Genomic DNA, 20,371 nt, shown 5'->3' on the forward strand with positions numbered 1-20,371 from the left:
CCGCGTGGCCCTGACCCTCCCCGCCGACCCCGCTCCGAACTCCCCGGGCACCCCGCGGGCGGACGGGCGCGCGGCGGCGGCCTTACGCAGGTCCCTCGCCGCCGCCGCGGACCGCCCCAGCCTGCTCGCCGCGGCCACCGTGCTGCTGGTCTGCGTGCCCACCGGCGAGAAGGACGTCACCGCCGCCGTCCACGTCACCGCCGCCGACATCGCCTCGCTGGCGCTGGTCGCCCTCACCGCGGTCAACCTGCTGCGCGGCCGGCTGCCCGCGCTCAGCCGCGCGAGCTGCGTGCTGTTCGGCGGGATCGTCGTCGCGGCCGCCGTCGCCACCGTCGGCTCGATCGACCCGGCGACGAGCCTCACCGGCTTCGTCCGGCTCACCCAGATCTTCGTCCTGGTGCCCGCCGGGGTGCTCTGCTCGCTGCGCGACCGCGCCGACCAGCGGTTGGTCCTCGGCTCCTTCGTGCTCGCCGCGCTGATCCAGGGCGTGGTCGGCGCCCACCAGTACCTCACCCGCACCGGCGCCTCCTACACCGGCCAGCCGATCCGGGCCGTCGGCACCTTCGGCGCGCTCGACATCATGGCGATGTCCACGGTCGTCAGCTACGGGCTGCTCGCGGCCCTGGCGCTCGGCCTGGCCGAACGGGGGGAGCGCGGCAACGCCCGGCTGCGCCGGGCGATGTTCGCCGCCGCCGCCTTCCTGACCTTCCCGCTGGCCGTCTCGTTCAGCCGCGGCAGCTGGATCGCCACCGGCGCCGCCGCCACCGTGCTGCTGCTGCGCGCAGACGCCCGGCTCGCCGTGCGCGGAGCCGTCCTCGGCACGGCCGCCGGGATCGTCCTGGTCGGCGGCCTCGGCCTGGGCGCCTCCGGCGTCACCGAGCGGCTCAGCTCGATCGGCTCGGTCTCCGCCGCCCCCGACCAGTCCGTCTCCGACCGCTACGACCTGTGGGCCACCGCCGGGCGGATCTGGCAGGACCACCCCGTCCACGGCGCCGGCCCGAAGGCCTTCCAGCAGCTGCGCGACAGCCACGCCCCGCTGCGGCTCTCCTCCGGCAGCGACGCCGCCGACGCCACCATCGGGTTCCAGCGCGAACCGCTGCTCTCCCCGCACAACATGTACTTCCTGGTGCTCAGCGAGCAGGGCCTGATCGGGATCGTCGCCTACACCGCGCTCTTCCTCGGCCTGCTCCTCGGCTGCCTGCGCCACTCGCGCGGCCCGGCCCTGGCCGCGCTGGCCCTGCTCACCTGGGTCCTGGTCGACTTCCTGTACGCCGACATCGGCGGCACCACCACGGTGCTGACCTCCGTCGTCCTCGGCCTCGCGGCCCGCGCCTGCGTGCAGGAGACGGCGTGACCACGGACCAGCCCGTGCCGACCCTCGCCGCACTCCCCGCCCCCCGCAGCGCCCCCGCCGACGACCGGATGCCCGGGCCCGCCGCCGGCCCCCGGCGCGGCTTCCTGGCCAAGGCCTTCGGCGTCACCGCCGTCCTCAGCGCCGCCGGTTCCGGCCTCGGCCTGCTCCGCGACCTCCTGCTCGCCCGCTACTTCGGAGCCGACCAGGGCACCGACGCCTTCCTCGTCGCCTGGACCGTCCCGGAGACGGCCGCGCCGCTGCTGATCGAGGACGCCATGTCCTTCCTCATGGTGCCCGCCTTCGCCCTCGCCCTGGTGCTGCGCGAGGAGCACCCGGACGCCCCCGACCCGGTCCGCCAGCTCGTCCGCGCCACCCTGCCCCGGCTGCTGCTCGCCCTCAGCGGGCTCGCCGTGGCCGTCGCGCTCGGCGCCCCGCAGCTGGTCGACCTGCTCGCCCCGGGCCTGGCCGACCCCGGCCTGGCCGTCGCCTGCACCCGGATCACCGCGATCACCGTGCTGCCCTTCGGGGTGGCCGGCTACCTCGGCGCCGCGCTGCGCGCCCACCACCGCTTCACCGCACCGGCCGGCATCTACGTCGCCTACAACCTCGGCATCCTCGCCGTGCTGCTCGGCTGCCACGCCTTCCTCGGGGTGCGCTCGGCCGCCCTCGGCGTGGCGCTCGGCAGCCTGCTGATGGCCGGTCTGCTGATCGGGCCCTTCCTGCGCCGGCTGCGCCGGGGCACGTCGGCGGCCGGGGCCCGCGGCTCCCGCCAGGCCCTGGTGCTGATGCCGCTCGCCCTGCTGCCGGTGGCCGCGTTCACCCTGACCCGCCAGGCGCAGGTCTTCGTCGAGCGCTACCTCGGCTCGACCCTGCCGCCCGGCACCATCTCGCACCTCAACTACGCCGCCAAGGTCTCCCAACTGGCCATGACCGCCGGCATCCTGATCTGCACCGTCACCTTCCCGCTGGTCGCCCGGGCGCTGGCCGCGGGGGACCTCACCGCCGCCCGCGACCGGGTCGAGAAGGACCTCGGCCAGGCCGCGGCGGTCGTCCTGCTGGGCACCGCCTTCCTGATGTCCTGCGCACCCGCGGTGGTCGCGCTGCTCTTCCAGCGCGGCGCCTTCGGCCCGCAGGACACCGCCGCCACCGCCGCGGTGATCCGCGTCTACAGCTTCGGCCTGCCCGCCCAGGCGCTCATCGGCGTGATGGTCCGCCCGTACTTCTCGCTGCGCCCGGTGGTCCGGCGGGCCGACGACCCGGGGACCGAGGACGGCGGCCGCCGGCTGCTGGACTGGTACCCGGTCGCCGCGATGCTGCTCGGACTCGGCGTCACCGTCGCGGTCGGCCTGCTCGCCACCCCCCGCTTCGGCGCCCCCGGGCTCGCGGCCGGCAACGCGGCGGGCATCACCGTCGCCGCCGCGCTGCTGCTGCGCGGCCTGGTGCTGCGCGGCATCCCGCTGCGGCTGCGCAGGGTGCTCGGCGGCCACGGCCGGCTGGTGGCCGCCGCCGCGGGGGCCGCCGCCCTCGGCGCGGCCGCCTCCGGGCTGGTCGCCGATCCGCTGCTCTCGACACTCCTCGGGGGCCTGACCGTGGCGCTGGCCTTCGCCGCTCTCGGCACCGGCCTCGGTGCGCACGAGGTGCGCGGCCCGGTCCTCGCCGCCGCCCGGGTCCTGAACCCGGCAACCGTCGCCGATGAAGGGAAGCCCCCCCATGGACAATGAACGGGGAACCGTCCGTCCGGCCCGGGCGGGCGTGCACCGCCGGGCCGCACCGGCCGTGGCCGGACCCTGCGGCGACCTCCGCTCCGTCGGCCCGGCGCGGTCGGAGCCGGGGCCGCCGCGCAGCCGCCGCCCGGCCGGCGAACCGCCCGGGCCGCGCCCCGCCTGGCCGTGGATCCCGATGTACCACTCGGTGCAGGCCCGGGAGAGCCGGCGCCTCCTGGAGGAGGTCGTCGGCGGCCCGGTCACCGGCTTCTGCTACCCGTACGGCGCCGTCGACCCGCCCGCCGCCCGGGCCGTCCACGAGGCCGGCTACGACCACGCCTGCGCGATCGCGCACTCGCCGCTCACCGGCCGTCTCGCACTGCCCCGCAGCTACGTCGGGGACCGCGACGGCGCCTGGCGGCTGCGGGCCAAGGAGGTCCGGCACCGGCTGCGCGGCACCGTCACCGAGCTGCGCCGGACCACCGCCCGGAGGGCGGCCGGGTGAGGGTCCTGCACATCGTCACCGGGCTCGCCTCCGGTGGCGCCGAGCGCCAGATCCAGCTGCTGATCCGGCACCTGCCGGCGCACCAGCAGTGCGAGGTGGTCGCCCTGACCAACCCCGGGACGGTCGCCACCGCGCTGCGCGCCGACGGCGTGACCGTCCACCACCTCGGCATGCGTGGCAACCGGGACCTGAGCGCGCTGCCCCGGCTCGTCCGGCTGGTCCGCTCCGGCCGCTACGACCTAGTGCACACCCACCTGTACCGGGCGCAGCTGTACGGCCGGCTGGCGGCCCGGCTCGCCGGGGTCCGCGCGGTGGTCTCCACCGAGCACTCGCTGCACGCCGGGGTGATCGAGGGCCGCACCGTCACCCGGGGCGTGAAGGGCCTCTACCTGGCAGCGGAGCGGCTCGGCAGCACCACCGTCGCGGTCTCCCGCCAGGTCGCCCAGACGCTGCACTCCTGGGGCGTGCCGCCCGGCCGGGTCGAGCTGATCCCCAACGGCATCGACACCGCGCGGTTCCGCCGCCCGGCCGCCGACCGGGCCGCCGTCCGCCGCCGGCTGCGGGCCGAACTCGGCCTGCCGGAGCAGAGCTGGGTGATCGGCGGGGTGGGCCGGCTGGTCCCGGGCAAGCGCTTCGAGGTGCTGGTGGACGCGCTCGCCGAACTGGACCCGGCCAGCCGACTGGTACTGGTCGGGGCAGGCCCGGAACGCGCCGCGCTGGAGCGCCGGGCCGTCGACCTCGGCGTCCGGGAACGGCTGGTGCTCACCGGTGAGCGCGAGGACGTCCCCGACCTGCTCGCCGCCCTGGACGTCCTGGCCGCCCCCTCCACCGCGGAGACCTTCGGGCTCGGCGTGCTGGAGGGCCTCGCGGCCGGACTGCCGGTGCGGCACAGCGCCTGCCCGGCCCTCGACGAACTGCCGCCGAGCGCCGCCCCGCAGGCCCGCCGGATCCCGTCCGAGGCCGCCGCCTACGCCGCGGCGCTGCGCGACCTGCGGCACCTGAACGACCACACCGCGGACCCGCTGCCGCACCCCCCGGCGGTCGGCCACTACGACATCGCCCGGGTCGCCGCCGACCTGAGCGCCCTGTACGACCGGCTGGCCCGCGCCTGACCGCCCGCCGCCGGAACCGCCGTCACATTCCCAAGGAGTCACACCCATGACCACACCGCGCCGAAGCGCCCGCCACCTGGTCCGCCGCTGGTGGCCGGTGGCGCTCGCGGTGCCGCTGGGCGCCGCGGCCGGAGCCGGGTACGCCGTCGTCTCGCACCCCTCCTACGCGGCCAGCGCCTACGTCCTCGTGGTGCCGGAGAGCCCGGGGGAGGCCGCCACCGCGACCAACTTCGCCCAGGCGTACGGACGGCTGGCGGGCCAGCCGCAGGTGCTCGCCGTGGCGGCCGCCGAGACCGGCCACACCCGCTCCGAGCTGGAGTCCCTGGTGCACGGGACGACCTCCCCGGACGCCCCGATGATCGAGATCACCGGGACCGGGACCCGGCCGCAGGAGGCCTCCCGGACCGCCGACGCGGTGGCCCGCTCGCTGGTCTCCTTCGCCAACACGAGCAGCCGGGACACCAACGTCCGGCTGGTCACGCTGGCGCCGGCCGCCGAGCCGGACAAGCCGACCACCCCGTCCGGGCGCCTGGACGTCGCGGTCGGCGGAGCGGCCGGCCTGCTGATCGGCGCGCTGGTGATGATGACCCGCCGCCGCGGCGGGGCGGACGCCGAGCCGCCGGCCCCGCCGGCCCCGGAGGCCCCGGCGACGCCGGCCGCCCCGGCCGACCGCTCGACCACCCCCCGGCCGCGGACCGAGGAGCCGGCGGCCGCCGGCGCCGCAGCGTCGGAGGAGACGGGGCAGAAGGCCGCGCAGAAGTCCGGAGGGAAGTCTGCGGAGAAAACCCCCGCGGAGGCCCCCGCGAAGGCCGCCGCGACGGTCGCGGAGCCCCCGGCCAAGGCGAAGAGCGCCGCCGGGAGCCCGCGATGAGCACCGAGACCCGGCGGGCCGGCCTGCCGCACCGGGCACCGGCGCCGGTGTGGACCACCGAGCTGCGCCGCGAGGACGACGCCCTGGACTCCCTCGCCGAGGAGTGGGACGACCTGGCCGCCCGCTGCCGGACGGCCACCTTCTTCCAGGCCGTCGACTGGCAGCGCTCCTGGTGGCGCCACTACGGCAGCCCCGGCGGCCTGCGGGTGGTGCTGGTCCGCCGGGACGGCCGGCTGGTCGGCGCCGGCGCCTTCATGCGCCGCGGCGGCCCGCTCGGCGGCCTGACCGGCCTGGGCGCCGGGCTGGCCGACTACACCGACGTGCTGCTCGACGACGACTGCGCCGACCGGGCCGCCGCCGAGTTCGCCGCCGCCCTCCCGCTCACCCGCCCGTGGCACTGCCTGGAGCTGCGCGAGGTGCACCCCGAGGCCGCGGTGCAGCGGGTGTACGAGCACTGGCGCGGCGGGCGCCGCCGCTACCAGGACTCGCTCTGCCAGTACCTGCCGGCCGTCCCGATGGAGCGGCTGCTCAAGCGGGTGCCCGGGAAGACGGCGCAGCGCAGCCGGGTCAAGCTGCGCAAGATCGCCGAGGCCGGGGTGGAGGTCTCCTCGACGCCGCCCGCCGAGGTGCCGGAGGCACTGCGCCACCTGCTGCGGCTGCACTTCCAGCAGTGGCAGGAACGGGGCGTCACGCCGGAGCACCGCACCGAGCGGTTCGCCCGGCACCTGACCGAGTCCACCACCGGGCTGGTCGCCACCGGCCGGGCGGCCGTCCACCAGTTCCGGCTGGACGGCGAGCTGGTCGCGGTGAACCTGCTGCTGCTCTGCCCGTCCTTCGGCGGCCTCTACCTGTACGGCGCGCACCCGCTGCTGCGCGAGCGGCTGGACATCGCCGGGCTGCTGTTCGGCGCGGCGCTGGACGAGACGGTCGGCGCGGGCATTCCGGTGCTCGGCCTGCTGCGCGGCCAGGAGCCCTACAAGCAGCGCTGGCGGCCGGACCGACTGCCCAACCAGCGGCTGCTGTTCGGCCCGCCCGGGCCGGCCCCGGCCGCCGCCGCCCGGGCCGGCGCGGTGCGCGCCCGGCAGACGGCGGCGGAGGTGCTGAGCACCCGCTTCCCCCGGCTCAAGGAGACCCTGCTGGCCCGGCGCCGAGGCTGACCGGGCCCGCCCCCGGGGCTCACCGCCGCGCGGGCGTCCCGGCGGCCGACGGACGGGGCGACGGGTCGGCCGCCGGGCCGGTGGCCGCGGTGGACGGGCTCGGCGAGGGGCCCGGGCCGGTGGCCGCGGCCGGGCTCGCCGCAGGGCTCGTGGCCGCGGTCGCGGTCGGCGTCCCCGGCTGGGCGGGCCGGTTCGGCGGGGTGGGGGCCGCGGGCGCCGTCGGCACCACCGCCGGCGCCCCCTTCGAGCCGGACATCAGCCGCTTGAACCGGTCGGCCGAGCGCGGGTTGCGGTCGCACTGGAAGAAGCCGTGCGGGCAGTAGTCGGTGATGGTCTGGTAGGCCGTGTCGTGGGTGCGCATCCACTCGACCATCCGCTGCACGAACTCCGGGTTGTCGCCGTTGCGGAACAGCCCCCACTCCGGGTACGAGACCGGCTTCCCGCGCCTGGCGGCGAACTCCACCTGGTCCTGCAGCCCGTACGGCTCGCGCACGTACTCGTCGAAGGTGCCCCCGGCGGGCTGGTCGTAGCTGTCCATGCCGATGATGTCGACCACGTCGTCGCCGGGGTAGCACTTGGTCCACGGGATGGCGTCCAGGCCCCGGTTCGGGGTGAAGTCGAAGCGGAACCGCTGCCCGGGCACCGAGCGCATCACGCCGACGATCCGCCGCCAGTAGGCCTTCCAGGCGCTCGGGTCGGGCTTGCAGCGGTGGGTGTAGGTGACACCGTTCATCTCCCAGCCGAGGGTGAGCACGGTGTCCGCGCCGCCGAGGGCGACCAGCCTGCGGGCGAGCCGCAGGAAGTGCCGGTCGAAGTCCCCCCGCGCCCCTTGGGCGAGCAGCTTCGCGACCTCGCCGTCCGGCACGTTCGCCTCGTTGGGCACCAGCATCGGGACGCCGAGGACGAGCGTCCTGGACGGGTCGGCCAGCCGCCACTGCGACCACATGCCGAGCACCACCGGCTCGCCCTCGACGTCGGCCCAGCTGTTGCCCGCCAGATAGGTGTGGCCGACCTGGAGGTTGGCGTCGCCCAGCCACTGCGCGTACCGCCCGATCTGCGGGATGTAGCTGTCCCAGGAGCCGACGAAGGCACCGAACGGGGGCTCGTGCCGGGGCCGTTGCACGGCCGGGCGGGGCGCGGCGCCGCGCGGCTCGAAGGCGTCCGAGGAGAGGGAGTGCCGCTCGGTCTGGCTGAGCGGGGTCCCGGTCGGGACACTGGCGGTGGCCAGCAGCAGCAGCGCGGCGGCGGCCAGCGTCAGGCGGCCGATTCGCATGGTCTCTCCTCCGGGCGTCGCGGGGCGGGGGCGCGGTGGACGGACCGTGGCGCCCCGCTCGCCGACAGTAGGCCCGGCGGGCGTCGGAAAAGCCGAATGTCACCCTAAAGTGGGCGCCATTCGAACGCCGTCTGCCGCAGCGGCCACCCGGGTGCACCGCGTGTATCAGCTCTGTAACGGTCGATCCGACCCTCCGGGCCTGACTCCGGAGCGGTCGGCGACCCGGCCGCGCCCCCGACGGCGCAGGTCGGCGGGCGGGTGCGCGGGGAGGGCGCGCACGCCCCTGCGCGCGGTCCGCAGTGCGGACGGCGGGCGATTCCAGGCTGACTCGCGTGCCCGGTGCCGGGTACGCTCCGGCCGTGTCCTGGAAGCCGCTGCGTGTACTGACCCCCCGCTCGATCCTGCCTGCCCTGGCGGTGATGCTGGTCCTTGCGGCCGGAGCGGCGGCCCACGCGAACAAGCCGGTGCCGTTCGGCGACCGGGTGGCGGGCCCCGGGGACGCGGAGGCCACGCCGGTGAACTCGCAGTCGCTGAGCTCGGCCGACCTCGAGCTGAAGGTGGGCCCCGGGCTGGAGGCCTTCCACCGCGCGACCGGCGAGCAGGCCTGGTCCTACCGCCGCGAGGGCGCCACCGCGTTGTACCTGTCGATGGCGGGCGACAATGCCGTCGTGGTGTGGGACGACGGGCTGATCACCTCGGTGCGCCCGGGCGACCACGAGGTCCGCTGGCACCGGGCGGTGCCCGGCCTGGCGGACTGGCTGCGCGGCGACGGCGAGCCGGGCGCGGACAAGCGGACCGACGAGCAGCGCAGACAGCTCGCCCAGGACCGCGCCGCCGCGGCGATGCACACCGTCCAGCAGGGCGGCTCCGCCTGGGTGGCGGTGGTCACCCCGAACCTGACCATGGGCCTGCGCGAGGCCGACGGCGACCTGCGCTACAACTCCAAGCCGCCCGGCAACTGCGTCTACGACCCGCTGCGCACCGTCGGCACCGAGTACGCGGTGTTGGTGCCGCGCAGCTGCACCAACAGCTCCGGGCAGGCCGTCTCCGGCGGAATCAGCGGCTACCGGCTGGACAGCACCGGCTGGCAGCTGAACACCGGCCCGGCCGCCGCCATCAAGGCGCTGGACGGCAGCCGGGTGCTGATCACCGACGGGCCGATCGTGCCGCCCCGGGTCTTCGACACCAAGGCGGCCGCCCCCGAGGCGGCCTGCGGCAGCCCGTCCGTCCCGTTCGCGGCGGTGCGCCCGCAGGGCGGCTGCGCGGACCCGGCGGCGAGCCCGTCGACGGACGTCCCGGTGCCGGACCAGCCGGCCGCCCAGCCGCCGGTGCAGGACCAGTCGTCGCAGGCGCCGCAGCCGTCCCAGCAGCCGCAGCAGTAGCACCGGCGCCGGCGGTGGAGGCGGTGCCCCGGGGCGTTCCCGCGCGGCCCGGTAGACTTGCCGCCATGGCTGACTTCTCCGGGCACTAGCAGGCGTTGCGGCGCCGCGCTCCGCGCCGTGCCGAACACCGACGAAGCCCCTTTCCCGCTGCTCGGCCCCGGGCCCCGCCCGCCGCCCGCCCACGTCCCAGGAGTAGTCCACCGCCATGATTTCCGCCAACGCCCTCGAGCTGCGCGCCGGTGCCCGGATCCTGATCGAGTCCGCGAGCTTCAAGGTCGCCGCCGGCGACCGGATCGGTCTGGTCGGGCGCAACGGCGCCGGCAAGACCACCCTCACCAAGGTGCTGGCCGGCGAGGGCCTGCCCGCCGCCGGCACGGTGATCCGCTCCGGCCAGGTCGGCTACCTCCCGCAGGACCCGCGCACCGGTGACCTGGACGTCCTCGCCAAGGACCGCATCCTCTCCGCCCGCGGCCTCGACACCGTGCTGAAGAAGATGCGCGAGAACGAGGACCGGATGGCCAACGGCAAGGGCGCCACCCGCGACACCGCGATGAAGAAGTACGCCCGGCTGGAGACCGAGTTCCTCACCAAGGGCGGGTACGCCGCCGAGGCCGAGGCCGCCACCATCGCCGCCGCGCTCGGCCTGCCGGACCGCATCCTGAACCAGCAGCTGCACACCCTCTCCGGTGGTCAGCGCCGCCGCGTCGAGCTGGCCCGGATCCTCTTCTCGGACTCGGACGTGCTGCTGCTCGACGAGCCCACCAACCACCTGGACGCCGACTCGATCGCCTGGCTGCGGGACTTCCTGAAGACCTACAAGGGCGGCTTCATCGTCATCTCGCACGACGTCGACCTCGTCGAGACGGTCGTCAACAAGGTCTTCTACCTGGACGCCAACCGCTCCGCGATCGACGTCTACAACATGGGCTGGAAGCAGTACCAGCAGCAGCGCGAGGACGACGAGAAGCGCCGCAAGCGCGAGCGGGCCAACGCCGAGAAGAAGGCCGCGACCCTCAACGCGCAGGCCGACAAGATGCGCGCCAAGGCGACCAAGACGGTGGCCGCGCAGAACATGGCCCGCCGCGCCGAGAAGCTGCTCTCCGGCCTGGAGCAGGTGCGCCAGAGCGACAAGGTCGCCAAGCTGCGCTTCCCGGACCCTGCGCCCTGCGGCAAGACCCCGCTGACCGCCGCGGACCTGTCCAAGTCCTACGGCTCGCTGGAGATCTTCGCCGGCGTGGACCTGGCGATCGACCGCGGCTCGCGGGTCGTCGTCCTGGGCCTCAACGGCGCCGGCAAGACCACCCTGCTGCGGATGCTGGCCGGGGTGGAGCAGCCGGACACCGGCGAGGTGATCCCGGGCCACGGCCTGAAGATCGGCTACTACGCCCAGGAGCACGAGACGCTGGACCCGGACCGCACGGTGCTGGAGAACATGCGCTCCTCGGCCCCGGACACCGACCTGGTCCAGATCCGCAAGATCCTCGGCTCCTTCCTGTTCTCCGGCGACGACGTGGACAAGCCGGCCGGGGTGCTCTCCGGCGGTGAGAAGACCCGTCTGGCGCTGGCCTCGCTGGTGGTCTCCAGCGCCAACGTGCTGCTGCTCGACGAGCCCACCAACAACCTCGACCCGGCCAGCCGGGAGGAGATCCTGGGCGCGCTGCGCGAGTTCTCCGGCGCGGTCGTGCTGGTCACCCACGACGAGGGCGCGGTGGACGCGCTCCAGCCGGAGCGGATCATCCTGCTGCCGGACGGGGTCGAGGACCTCTGGAGCCCGGCCTACGCCGATCTGGTCTCGCTCGCCTGACCGGCAGTAGACACGGGATCCTCTTTTCGGACCAGAAAAACTAGTCCTTACGGCGTGTCCGGGAATGAAGTAGGCCTGGATTCCGTTTAAGGACTTCTTGTCGGCCCGCCACTCGATCGTGGTCGGGCCGACACTGCTGATCAGCCCTTTCACGGCGGTCGGCGCAATCCGCCCGGGGGCGTGCACTCTGCGTGAGCGCCCTGGTGCGCTCGGATCACCACCGTAGGACGGCACATTCCCGACATCGACCTTGTCGAATGGGTGGCCAGGACGCGGTGGATGGGTGATCATGGGAATCTGACCGAGCAACGCTACGAGGAGGCACGGGTGGCCGAGACTCTGAAAAAGGGCAGCCGGGTGACCGGTGCCGCGCGTGAGAAGCTCGCGGCCGATCTCAAGAAGAAGTACGACTCCGGGGCGAGCATTCGCGCTCTCGCGGAGGAGACCGGTCGTTCGTACGGCTTCGTGCACCGGATGCTGAGCGAGTCCGGAGTGATCCTCCGGGGCCGCGGCGGTGCCACGCGGGGCAAGAACAAGGCGACTGCAGGGGCCGGTTCCTGACGGTCCGTCAGCACATGGCTGGATGACGCGGCGGCAGGGCGCCGGCCGAGGAGACGACAGCTGACCGTCAGCTGGGCGTCCGCCCTCGGGTCGAGTGGACCGGCCGCCGATCGTCATGCCCGGGGTGTCGACCGCCCCCGGGCATTTTTCGTGCCCCGATCTTTCCCTGTCGGTGGCCTGCCGCCGCGCCCCCAGGTTTGTTACTCTCCGGTAGCCAAGCCCCTCGCCACCGGAGGTCCCCGCATGACCGCCCCCGTCACCGACCCGCAGGCCCCGAGCTGGGAGCAGGACGGCGTCCGCCTGGAGATCGACGGCGAGCTCGCCGTCGTCACCCTGTGTCAGCCCAAGCGGCGCAACGCCCAGTCGCCCGCCATGTGGCGCGCCCTCGCCGCCGCCGGCCGTGACCTGCCCGGCACCGTCCGGGTCGTCCTGCTGCGAGCGGAGGGCGTCTCCTTCTCGGCCGGCCTCGACCGCGCCATGTTCACCCCCGAGGGCATCCCCGGCGAGCCCAACTTCCTCCGGCTCGCCGCCGCGCCGGACCAGGAGCTCGACGACACCATCGCCTTCTACCAGGAGGCCTTCACCTGGTGGCGCCGCCCCGACCTGATCTCCATCGCGGCCGTCCAGGGCCACGCCGTCGGCGCCGGGTTCCAGCTCGCCCTCGGCTGTGACCTGCGGGTCGTCGCCGACGACGCCCAGTTCGCGATGAAGGAGACCTCGCTCGGGCTCGTCCCCGACCTGGCCGGCACCAAGCCGCTCACCGAGCTCGTCGGCTACGCCCGGGCGCTGGAGATCTGTGCCACCGGCCGCTGGGTCGGCGCCGAGGAGGCCGCCGCGATCGGGCTGGCCAACCTGGCCGTGCCCGGCGCCGAGCTGGACGCCGCCGCCCGCGACCTCGCCGCCGCGCTGCTGGCCGCACCGCGCAACGCCGTCACCGAGACCAAGGCCCTGCTCCAGGGCGCCTCCGGGCGGAGTTTCGAGGAGCAGCGCGCCGCCGAGCGGGCGGCGCAGGCCCGCCGACTGCGCGACCTCGCCGGGATCGGCGACTGACCTTCGGCCGTTCGAACGAGGCCCGGCCCCGGGGCGCCACCCGGGAGCCGGGCCTCCGCCGTTCCCGGCGGGCGCGAAACGTGGCGAAATGCCAGAGTTGGGGGGATCTGCGATATAGCTGGAGCCGTGACGACGGGAGACCCGCCCCATGCCTGACACTCCGACACCCGCCACCATGCACAAGAACGCCGGAGCCGCCGCCCCCGCCGCCCCCGCAGCGGCCGAGAGCCGGAGGGCGGTCGGCGAACGGGGCCGCACGGCCCTGGCCGTCGGCGTGGTCGAGAAGATCGCCGGCATGGCCGCCCGCGAGGTCTCCGGGATCCACGCCCTCGGCTCCGGCCTCGCCCGCACCTTCGGCGCGATGCGCGACCGGGTGCCCGGCGGCAAGTCCAGCATCGGGCGGGGCATCAAGGCCGAGGTCGGCGAGAAGCAGACCGCCATCGACATCGCGCTGGTCGTCGAGTACGGCGTGGTCATCCCCGAACTCGCCCGTCAGGTGCGGGAGAACATCATCGACGCGGTCGAGCGGATGACCGGCCTCGAGGTCGTCGAGGTCAACATCGCGGTCAACGACGTCCACCTCCCCGACGAGCCGGACGTCGAGGAGGAGGAAGAGGAGACCGTTCCGGCGGGGCAGCGGCCCAAGCTCAGATAGCGGGTTCAGGCGGCGCCCGACGGCGGGCGGCAGCGGGAGACGAGGAGTGAGCGGATGAACCTGGCCATCGTCGGCCTGGTGGTGGGCATGGCCCTCGGCTTCGCCGGGTACTTCGGCGGGTTCGCGGCGTTCCTGCTGGTGGCCGCCCTCGGGCTGGTCGGCTTCGTGGCCGGGCGCCTCCTGGAGGGCGACATCGAACTCGGTGACCTCGGCGACCTGCTCCGCGGCCGCGACCGGCGCCGCTGATGGCGGCCCCGGCCCCCGCTGCCCGCCGCCGTGAACCCGCCGTCCGGGGGCGCCTGCGGATCGCCGACCGGGTGTACGCCCGGATCGCCGCCCGCGCCGCCCGGGAGGCGCTCGCCGACGTCTGGACCGGCCGCAGCGCCGAGGGCGCGCCGCCGAGCGTCACGGTCGCCACGCCCGGCAGCACCGTGACCGTGCGGGTCGCCGTCGAGCTGCCCTTCCCCGCCGACCTCGCCGCGCTCGCCCGGGCCGTGCGCGAGCGCGTCGCCGCCCAGGTCGCCGGGTTCACCGGGACCAGGGTCTCCGAGGTGGTCGTCGTCGTCGAACGGCTGGTCGCCGGGGGAGCGTCGTGACCGCGGACGGGCCCGGGGGCCGGCCGGCCGGCGGGTCCGCGGACGGGCCGGTGCAGGCGCAGGGCCCGGTGGCGGAGGGGCCTCCGGAGGCGCCGCCGGACGGCCCGGGGGGCCCGGAGGACGAGGCGGCGCCCAGGGTGCGGCGGCCGCGGGCACCCCGGACCACCGCGGCGGTGATCGTCGCCACCGTCGTGCTGGTGGTCGCCGGGGCACTGCTCTACGACGTGATCGCCGTCCGCGCCGGGCTCCCCGCCCGGCGGTGGCGCGCCCGGATCGCCGACGAACTGGCCACCCGGCACCTGGACGACCCGTGGGTCCTGGTGGGCGCTGGCGTCGCCGTGCTGCTCGGCGGCACCCTGCTCTGGCTCGCCCTCGCCCCCGGGCTCGGCCGCTGGCTCCCGTTGCGCCCGCACGGCGGGACCGGTGCCACCATCGACCGGGCCGGCATCGGACACCTGCTCGCCGACCGGGCCGCCGGGCTCCCCGGCGTCGACCACCTGAAGATCCGTCTCAGCCGCCGGCGGATCCGGGTCACCCTCACCGGGAGCGCCGATCCGGCGCTGGTGGAGCGACAACTGCGCGACGAGCTGGCCCGGGTGACCCTGGCCCGGCCGCCGCAGCTCGACGTCCGGTCGGCAGGCGGAGCGGCACGGGACGTCGCGCCCGAGCCGGAGACGGGGACGTCCGAGACGGAGACTCCGGGGACGGGGACGTCCGAGACGGGGACGGAGATGCCCGAGACGGAGACTCCGGGGACGGGAACGGGAACGGGGGCCGCGGGATGAGACGGACGACCGTCAACCGGGTGCTGCTCGGGGTGGTCGGCGCGGTGCTGCTGGCCGTCGGGCTCCTGGTCCTCGCCGGAGGGCTCGACCTGTACGGGCGGCTCGGTGTCCACCCGCCGGGCCGGTGGCCCCTCGCCGCGCCCGGCCGGCCGGTGCTCAGTGCCGCCGCGCGCGGCCGCTGGTCGGGCGCCGTCTGGTGGTGGCCCGTCGTCATCGGCGGGCTGACCGTGATCGTCGTCGGCACCGCCTGGTGGCTGGTGGCCCAGCTGCGGCGCAGCGGCCCGGGCGACATCTCCGTGCCGACGCCCGGTGCCACCGGTCTGCGGTTGCGGATCCGCACCCGGGCGCTGGAGGAGGCGCTCGAGACCGGGACGGCCACTCTCCCCGAGGTGGAGCGGGCCGGGGTGCACCTGGTGCGGGCGTCCGGCCGCCACCGGCTGCGCGGCGCCGTCCGGCTCACCCCGGGCGGCGACCCGGCGGCGCTGGTCGAACACTTCGAGACCGGCCCCAGGGCGGACGCCTGCAGCAGTCTCGGTCTGCCGGAGCTGCCGGCCGACCTGCGGATCAGGGTCCTCCAGGCCGCCCCGACCGAGCCCGCGCGGCGCCGCGGACGGCGCCGCGGGCACCCTCGGGTGGAGTGAGCCGGAGGCGCGGGGGCCCGTCCGACCGGGCGGCCGCCCCGCGCCCCGAGCGCTCCTCAGAGGGTGCGCAGGGCGCCGCCGTCCACGGGCACCATCACGCCCGTCAGGTAGGAGGCGGCGGGGGAGAGCAGGAAGGCCGCGACCTTGCCGAACTCCTCCGGGGTGCCGTAGCGGCCGAGCGGGATCGCGGCGGAGGCCTGGGCGCGGGCGCCGTCCGGATCGCCGCCCAGGGAGTCCAGCTCGCGGACGCGGTCCGTGTCGATCCGGGCCGGGAGCAGCCCCACCACCCGGATGCCGCGCGGGCCCAGCTCGTCCGCGAGGGACTTGGCGGCCATCGCCAGCCCGGGGCGCAGGCCGTTGGAGATGCCCAGGCCGGGGATCGGCTGGCGCACCGAGCCGGAGAGCACGAAGCCGATCACGCCGCCGTCGCCGAGCGCCTCGGCGGCCGCGCGGGCGATCCGCAGGGCACCGAGGAAGACCGACTCGAACGCGTCCCGCCAGGCCTCCTCGGGCGCGCCGACCACCTGGCCGGCCTGCGGGCCGCCGACGCTGATCAGCACGCCGTCGAGCCGGCCGAAGTGGGCGGTCGCCTCCGCGACCAGGCGCCCGGCGGTGGCCGGGTCGGCGTTGTCGGCGACCAGGCCGTGGGCGCGCCCGCCGCCGAGGGAGTCCAGCTCGGCGACGGCCGCGTCCACCGACTCCTTGCTCCGGCCGCTCACCAGCACCCGCGCGCCGTCGGCGGCCAGCTCCCGGGCACTGGCGAGGCCGAGGCCCCGGGTTGCGCCGGTGACCACGTACGCCCTGTCCTTCAGTCCAAGATCCATGGGCCCATCCTGCCGGGTGGCGGGTGACCGGGACAGCAGGCGGGGTGGGTCGGTGGTGCCGCCGCGGAGGCGGGGAGGGCGCCCGAGGCGCTGGCGTTGACGTCGGCGTCAAGGTCTACCGTCGGACGTGGCGGCGCGCGGAGGCGGTCGGGAGAGCGGGGGCGGGCATGCGGATCGGGGAGCTGGCGGAGCGCGCGGGGACGACCACCCGGGCGTTGCGCTACTACGAGCAGCTCGGTCTGCTGCCGGCCCGGCGGGCGGGCAACGGGTACCGGGCGTACGACGAGCGGGACCTGCGGCTGCTGCGGCAGATCCGGACCCTGCAGGACGCCGGGTTCGGCCTCGAGGAGACCCGGCCCTTCGTGGAGTGCCTGCAGGCGGGCCACCCCGAGGGGGACTCCTGTCCGGCCTCGCTGGAGGTGTACCGGCGCAAGCTGGCCGAGCTGGACGAGTGCATCGCCCGGCTGCAGGAGGCCCGGGAGCGGGTCGCCGGGCAGTTCGAGCGGGCCGTCAGGGCCCGGGACGGGCTCGCGGCCGAGGCCTCCGGGCAGCGGCCGCCGCAGTGTGGACTGTCGACCGAGTGGGTGGAGGAGTAGACGATGGTGCGGATTCCCGGAGTGCCGGCGGTGACGGACGACACGTTCGCCGAGCAGGTGCTGCAGGCCGAGGGGCCGGTGCTGGTGGACTTCACGGCGGACTGGTGCCCGCCCTGCCGGATGATGGCGCCGGTGCTGGCGGACATCGCCCGCGAGGAGGCGCACCGGCTGCGGGTGGTCAGTCTGGACGTGGACCACAATCCGCGCACCCAGGCGGCGTACGGGGTGCTGTCGATGCCGACGCTGATGGTGTTCCGCGCCGGTGAGCCGGTGCGCTCGGTGGTCGGTGCCCGGGCGAAGGCGCGGCTGCTGCGCGAGCTGGCCGACGTCCTGTGAACCGGCCCGGCCGGCGGCGATCAGGAGCGGCGGCGCCCGGCTAGGCCGCCGGGACGGGCTCGACCGGGGCCGCGGCCTCGGCGGCCTGCTTGGCGCGGTCCCTGGCCTCGCGGCGGGCCAGGACCCAGACCCCGACCGGGATCATCGCGGTGAAGAGCCACCACTGGATCGCGTACGCCATGTGCGGGCCGATGTCGGAGTGGTTGGGCTCGGGGATCAGCTGGGGCTGGTCGGCCGGGGCCGGTGCGGTGGCGGTGAGCTCCAGGTAACCGCCGAGCAGCGTGGCGCCGGTGTCCTCGGCCTGCTGGGCGGTGCTGATCAGGTTGAACTGGCGGTCGGGCAGTCCGGCCCGGTCCCTGATGCCGCTGCCGGCGCTGGTCTCGTCGGCGCGCAGCCGGCCGGTCAGGGTGACCTCGCCGCCCGGGGCGGCCGGGACCGGCGGGTAGGCGGTGGCGTCGTCGCCGGAGGCGACCCAGCCGCGGTTGACCAGGACGTCGCCCCGGCCGTCGGAGAGCTTCAACGGGGTGACCACGAAGTAGCCGATGGTGCCGTTGCTGTCGGTCCGCTTGCGGACCACGAACTCGTGCGCCGTGTCGTACCGACCGGTGGCCGTCACCGCGCGCCAGGTGAGGTCCTTGGGCACCGCGGTGCCGGGCGCGGTCGACAGGGTGTCGAACGGCACCGGGGCGGCGGTGAGGGCCCTGCCGATCAGCTCGTTGCGGGCCACCCGCGCCTCGTGGCGGTGGAGCTGCCAGAAGCCCAGCTCGATCGTGGCGGGGATCAGCAGCAACGCGATCAGCATGGTGATCAGCCACTGCCGGGTCAGCAGAAAACGGTACACATGGGCACGGTACGCCGACCTCACAACGGGCTCACGCACCGGGGTGCGGGGCTACCTCGCGCAGCAGCTGCAGGAAGGCGTCCTCGCCGACCACCGGGGTGCCGACCTCCCGGGCCCGGCGGGCCTTGCCGCTCCAGCTGCCGGGTTCGTTGGTGACCAGCAGGCTGGTGAGCCGGCTCACCGAGGTGGCGATGTGCAGGCCGGCCTCGACGGCGCGGTCCTCCAGCAGCTCGCGGTCGGTGGCGGTGTCGCCGGTGAAGGCCACCCGCATGCCCTGCACGAGCGGCTTGCCGTCCTCCCAGCGCCCCGGGTTGGGGTACGGGCAGGGCGGGCGCTTCTTGGCCTGGCGGTAGGCGGCGCCGGTCCAGGAGGCGCGGCCGGGGGCGGCGGGCTCCTCCTCGCCGAGGTCGGTCACGGCGACGCAGGTCTGCAGCGGCAGCGGGACTCCGCCGAGGCGGGCCAGCCGCAGGCTGGGGCGGAACGCCTCGGCGAGCACCCGGGCGTCGTCGAGGGCGTTGTGCGCCTGCTGCTGCCGGACGCCGAAGTGGGCGGCCAGCGAGGACAGCTTGCCGTTGGGCAGCGGCAGGCGCAGGTCGCGGGAGAGCACCATGGTGCAGATCCGCTGCTCGACCGGGGCGCGCAGGCCGGCCCGGGAGAACTCGCGGGAGATCATGTTCCAGTCGAAGAGCGCGTTGTGGGCGACCAGCACGCGGCCGCGGAGCCGGTCGGCGAAGTCGTCGGCGATCTGCGGGAAGGTCGGGGCGCCGTCGAGCAGCTCGGCGGTGAGCCCGTGGATCCAGACCGGGCCCGGGTCCCGCTCGGGGTTGACCAGGGTGTACCAGTGGTCGGTGACCTCGCCGTCGTGGTCCAGCTGGTAGACACCCGCCGAGATGACGCGGTCCGAGCGGCCGAGGCCGGTGGTCTCGACGTCGACCACCGCGAACCCCGGGGAGGGGTCGGCGGAGCGCTGGGCGGGGACCGGGGCGGTCCGCGGCGCGCCGTGGGTCTCGGGCTGGATCGGTTGCATGGTCCAACAGGATAAGCGCCGCCGGGCACCGCCCCGGTCGAAATGTTGCCGCCGACCGGCCGGAATAGAGTGGTCCGCATCGGTGTCGTACATCCGGTCGACCCCGATCCCCAGGCCGCCGACACCCCTGACGGCCGTCTCCGTAAGGACGAACACCCATGCGCGCCACCGTGATCCACGGCCCCAACGACATCCGGATCGAAGAGGTCCCGGACCCGGTGATCCAGCACCCGACGGACGTGGTGGTCCGGGTGGTGAACGCCTGCATCTGCGGCAGCGACCTGTGGGCGTACCGCGGGGTGGCCCAGCGGGTGGCGGGGCAGCGGATCGGGCACGAGTTCCTCGGCGTGGTCGAGGAGGCCGGTGCGGAGGTGCGCGGCTTCGCGCCCGGGGACCTGGTGGTGGCGCCCTTCGTCTGGTCGGACGGCAGCTGCGACTTCTGCCGGGAGGGCCTGCAGACCTCCTGCCCGCACGGCGGGTTCTGGGGCCAGGTCGGGTCGGACGGCGGTCAGGGCGAGGCGGTGCGGGTGCCGTTCGCCGACGGCACGCTGGTGAAGCTCCCGAAGGAGGCCGCGGGCGACGAGAAGCTGCTGCCGGGCCTGCTGGCGCTGTCGGACGTGATGGCCACCGGGCACCACGCGGCGGTGTCGGCGCGGGTCCGCCCGGGCGCGACGGTCGCGGTGGTCGGTGACGGCGCGGTAGGCCTGTGCGGCGTGCTGGCGGCGCACCGGCTGGGCGCGGGCCGGATCATCGCGCTGGGCCGGCACGCCGCCCGGACCGATCTGGCCCGGCGCTTCGGCGCGACGGACGTGGTGGCCGAGCGCGGCGAGGCGGCGATCGAGGCCGTGAAGGAGCTGACCGGCGGGCAGGGCGCGCACGCGGTGCTGGAGGCGGTCGGGACCGAGGAGTCGATGCGCACGGCCGTGTCGATCACCCGGGACGGCGGTGCGGTGGGCTACGTCGGCGTTCCGCACGGCGGCAGCGCGGGCGTCGACATCGGTCAGATGTTCGGCCGAAACGTTTCGCTGAACGGTGGGGTCGCCCCGGCCCGCGCCTACATCCCGGAGCTGCTGCCCGACGTCCTGTCCGGTGCCATCGAGCCGGGCCTGGTCTTCGACCGCACCGTGGACCTCGACGGCGTCCCGGACGGCTACCGGGCGATGGACGACCGGTCGGCGCTGAAGGTCCGCATCGCGTTCTGACGATCCGTCAGAAGGGGTGGCACCGCTGGGCGGTGCCACCCCTTCCGCGTGTGCGGGTGGTGTGCCGGACGTGACGCGAGTGGTGGTTTTCGGCCA

General features: G+C 75.5%; 22 protein-coding genes. 18 read left to right on the top strand and 4 right to left on the bottom strand.

Annotated features, from left to right (window positions below; all coding sequences use genetic code 11):
- The first annotated feature begins 4 nt into the window (after positions 1 to 4).
- Genes AB0N04_RS21965 through AB0N04_RS21990 form a run of 6 tightly spaced genes read left to right on the top strand, consistent with a single transcriptional unit; the run spans position 5 to position 6,702 of the window.
- Positions 5 to 1,354 carry an O-antigen ligase family protein gene (locus tag AB0N04_RS21965; RefSeq protein WP_360211786.1) on the top strand — a complete coding sequence of 450 codons (1,350 nt, stop codon included), beginning with the start codon at positions 5 to 7 and terminating at the stop codon, positions 1,352 to 1,354.
- Entirely contained in the window at positions 1,351 to 3,075 is a 1,725-nt protein-coding gene (locus AB0N04_RS21970) for a lipid II flippase MurJ (protein WP_360211789.1), read from the top strand. Before AB0N04_RS21965 ends, AB0N04_RS21970 begins: the two co-directional genes overlap by 4 nt.
- Positions 3,065 to 3,562 carry a polysaccharide deacetylase family protein gene (locus AB0N04_RS21975; RefSeq protein ID WP_360211792.1) on the top strand — a complete coding sequence of 166 codons (498 nt, stop codon included), beginning with the start codon at positions 3,065 to 3,067 and terminating at the stop codon, positions 3,560 to 3,562. The genes AB0N04_RS21970 and AB0N04_RS21975 overlap by 11 nt, the downstream gene beginning before the upstream one ends.
- Positions 3,559 to 4,674, top strand: a complete 1,116-nt coding sequence (locus tag AB0N04_RS21980) for a glycosyltransferase (protein WP_360211794.1) — start codon at positions 3,559 to 3,561, stop codon at positions 4,672 to 4,674. Before AB0N04_RS21975 ends, AB0N04_RS21980 begins: the two co-directional genes overlap by 4 nt.
- 46 nt (positions 4,675 to 4,720) lie before the next feature.
- Positions 4,721 to 5,545, top strand: a complete 825-nt coding sequence (locus AB0N04_RS21985; RefSeq protein ID WP_360211797.1) for a Wzz/FepE/Etk N-terminal domain-containing protein — start codon at positions 4,721 to 4,723, stop codon at positions 5,543 to 5,545.
- Positions 5,542 to 6,702: a GNAT family N-acetyltransferase gene (locus AB0N04_RS21990; protein ID WP_360211800.1), complete on the top strand. Its 1,161-nt coding sequence runs from the start codon at positions 5,542 to 5,544 to the stop codon at positions 6,700 to 6,702. Before AB0N04_RS21985 ends, AB0N04_RS21990 begins: the two co-directional genes overlap by 4 nt.
- Before the next feature lie 19 nt (positions 6,703 to 6,721).
- Here AB0N04_RS21990 and AB0N04_RS21995 read toward each other — a convergent pair whose 3' ends face one another.
- Entirely contained in the window at positions 6,722 to 7,975 is a 1,254-nt protein-coding gene (locus AB0N04_RS21995; protein ID WP_360211803.1) for a glycosyl hydrolase, read from the bottom strand.
- Positions 7,976 to 8,334: 359 nt separating this feature from the next.
- Between AB0N04_RS21995 and AB0N04_RS22000 the strand changes: the two genes are divergently transcribed.
- From AB0N04_RS22000 to AB0N04_RS22040, 9 genes are all read left to right on the top strand, one after another.
- Entirely contained in the window at positions 8,335 to 9,357 is a 1,023-nt protein-coding gene (locus tag AB0N04_RS22000; RefSeq protein ID WP_360211806.1) for a hypothetical protein, read from the top strand.
- 205 nt (positions 9,358 to 9,562) lie between these two features.
- Positions 9,563 to 11,161 carry a ribosomal protection-like ABC-F family protein gene (gene abc-f, locus AB0N04_RS22005; protein ID WP_360211809.1) on the top strand — a complete coding sequence of 533 codons (1,599 nt, stop codon included), beginning with the start codon at positions 9,563 to 9,565 and terminating at the stop codon, positions 11,159 to 11,161.
- A 327-nt stretch (positions 11,162 to 11,488) separates the two neighbouring features.
- Positions 11,489 to 11,722: a helix-turn-helix domain-containing protein gene (locus tag AB0N04_RS22010; protein ID WP_030059940.1), complete on the top strand. Its 234-nt coding sequence runs from the start codon at positions 11,489 to 11,491 to the stop codon at positions 11,720 to 11,722.
- Positions 11,723 to 11,965: 243 nt separating this feature from the next.
- Complete coding sequence (locus tag AB0N04_RS22015) at positions 11,966 to 12,772, top strand: enoyl-CoA hydratase/isomerase family protein (protein ID WP_360211812.1); 807 nt, start codon at positions 11,966 to 11,968, stop codon at positions 12,770 to 12,772.
- A 148-nt stretch (positions 12,773 to 12,920) separates the two neighbouring features.
- A complete protein-coding gene (locus tag AB0N04_RS22020; protein ID WP_360211815.1) occupies positions 12,921 to 13,427 on the top strand; it encodes an Asp23/Gls24 family envelope stress response protein in 507 nt (168 codons plus the stop codon).
- A 54-nt stretch (positions 13,428 to 13,481) separates the two neighbouring features.
- Positions 13,482 to 13,673 (top strand): hypothetical protein, encoded by a 192-nt coding sequence (locus AB0N04_RS22025; RefSeq protein ID WP_063349611.1) that lies wholly within the window; start codon positions 13,482 to 13,484, stop codon positions 13,671 to 13,673.
- Positions 13,673 to 14,023, top strand: coding sequence for an Asp23/Gls24 family envelope stress response protein (locus AB0N04_RS22030; protein WP_360211818.1), 351 nt, complete (start codon positions 13,673 to 13,675; stop codon positions 14,021 to 14,023). Before AB0N04_RS22025 ends, AB0N04_RS22030 begins: the two co-directional genes overlap by 1 nt.
- Before the next feature lie 173 nt (positions 14,024 to 14,196).
- The gene (locus AB0N04_RS22035; RefSeq protein ID WP_360211821.1) at positions 14,197 to 14,808 is read left to right on the top strand and encodes a DUF6286 domain-containing protein; all 612 of its coding nucleotides are present in this window, start codon (positions 14,197 to 14,199) and stop codon (positions 14,806 to 14,808) included.
- Positions 14,805 to 15,449 (top strand): alkaline shock response membrane anchor protein AmaP, encoded by a 645-nt coding sequence (locus AB0N04_RS22040; RefSeq protein WP_360211824.1) that lies wholly within the window; start codon positions 14,805 to 14,807, stop codon positions 15,447 to 15,449. Before AB0N04_RS22035 ends, AB0N04_RS22040 begins: the two co-directional genes overlap by 4 nt.
- 56 nt (positions 15,450 to 15,505) lie before the next feature.
- On the opposite strand, the gene AB0N04_RS22045 is transcribed toward AB0N04_RS22040, so the two are convergent.
- Positions 15,506 to 16,273: an SDR family oxidoreductase gene (locus AB0N04_RS22045; RefSeq protein WP_360211827.1), complete on the bottom strand. Its 768-nt coding sequence runs from the start codon at positions 16,271 to 16,273 to the stop codon at positions 15,506 to 15,508.
- Between the two features lie 167 nt (positions 16,274 to 16,440).
- On the opposite strand from AB0N04_RS22045, the gene AB0N04_RS22050 reads away from it, so the two are divergent.
- Both AB0N04_RS22050 and trxA read left to right on the top strand, forming a co-directional pair.
- Positions 16,441 to 16,869, top strand: a complete 429-nt coding sequence (locus AB0N04_RS22050) for a MerR family transcriptional regulator (protein WP_360211829.1) — start codon at positions 16,441 to 16,443, stop codon at positions 16,867 to 16,869.
- Between the two features lie 3 nt (positions 16,870 to 16,872).
- Positions 16,873 to 17,205 carry a thioredoxin gene (trxA, locus tag AB0N04_RS22055; protein ID WP_360211831.1) on the top strand — a complete coding sequence of 111 codons (333 nt, stop codon included), beginning with the start codon at positions 16,873 to 16,875 and terminating at the stop codon, positions 17,203 to 17,205.
- A gap of 40 nt (positions 17,206 to 17,245) precedes the next feature.
- Here trxA and AB0N04_RS22060 read toward each other — a convergent pair whose 3' ends face one another.
- Positions 17,246 to 18,046: an SURF1 family protein gene (locus AB0N04_RS22060; protein ID WP_360211833.1), complete on the bottom strand. Its 801-nt coding sequence runs from the start codon at positions 18,044 to 18,046 to the stop codon at positions 17,246 to 17,248.
- A 31-nt stretch (positions 18,047 to 18,077) separates the two neighbouring features.
- Positions 18,078 to 19,073 (bottom strand): DEDDh family exonuclease, encoded by a 996-nt coding sequence (locus tag AB0N04_RS22065; protein WP_360211835.1) that lies wholly within the window; start codon positions 19,071 to 19,073, stop codon positions 18,078 to 18,080.
- 158 nt (positions 19,074 to 19,231) lie between these two features.
- Between AB0N04_RS22065 and AB0N04_RS22070 the strand changes: the two genes are divergently transcribed.
- Positions 19,232 to 20,275: a zinc-dependent alcohol dehydrogenase family protein gene (locus tag AB0N04_RS22070; protein WP_360211837.1), complete on the top strand. Its 1,044-nt coding sequence runs from the start codon at positions 19,232 to 19,234 to the stop codon at positions 20,273 to 20,275.
- The last annotated feature ends 96 nt before the right edge of the window (positions 20,276 to 20,371 follow it).

The organism is Kitasatospora sp. NPDC051702, assembly GCF_040681575.1.
Classification (GTDB): domain Bacteria; phylum Actinomycetota; class Actinomycetes; order Streptomycetales; family Streptomycetaceae; genus Kitasatospora.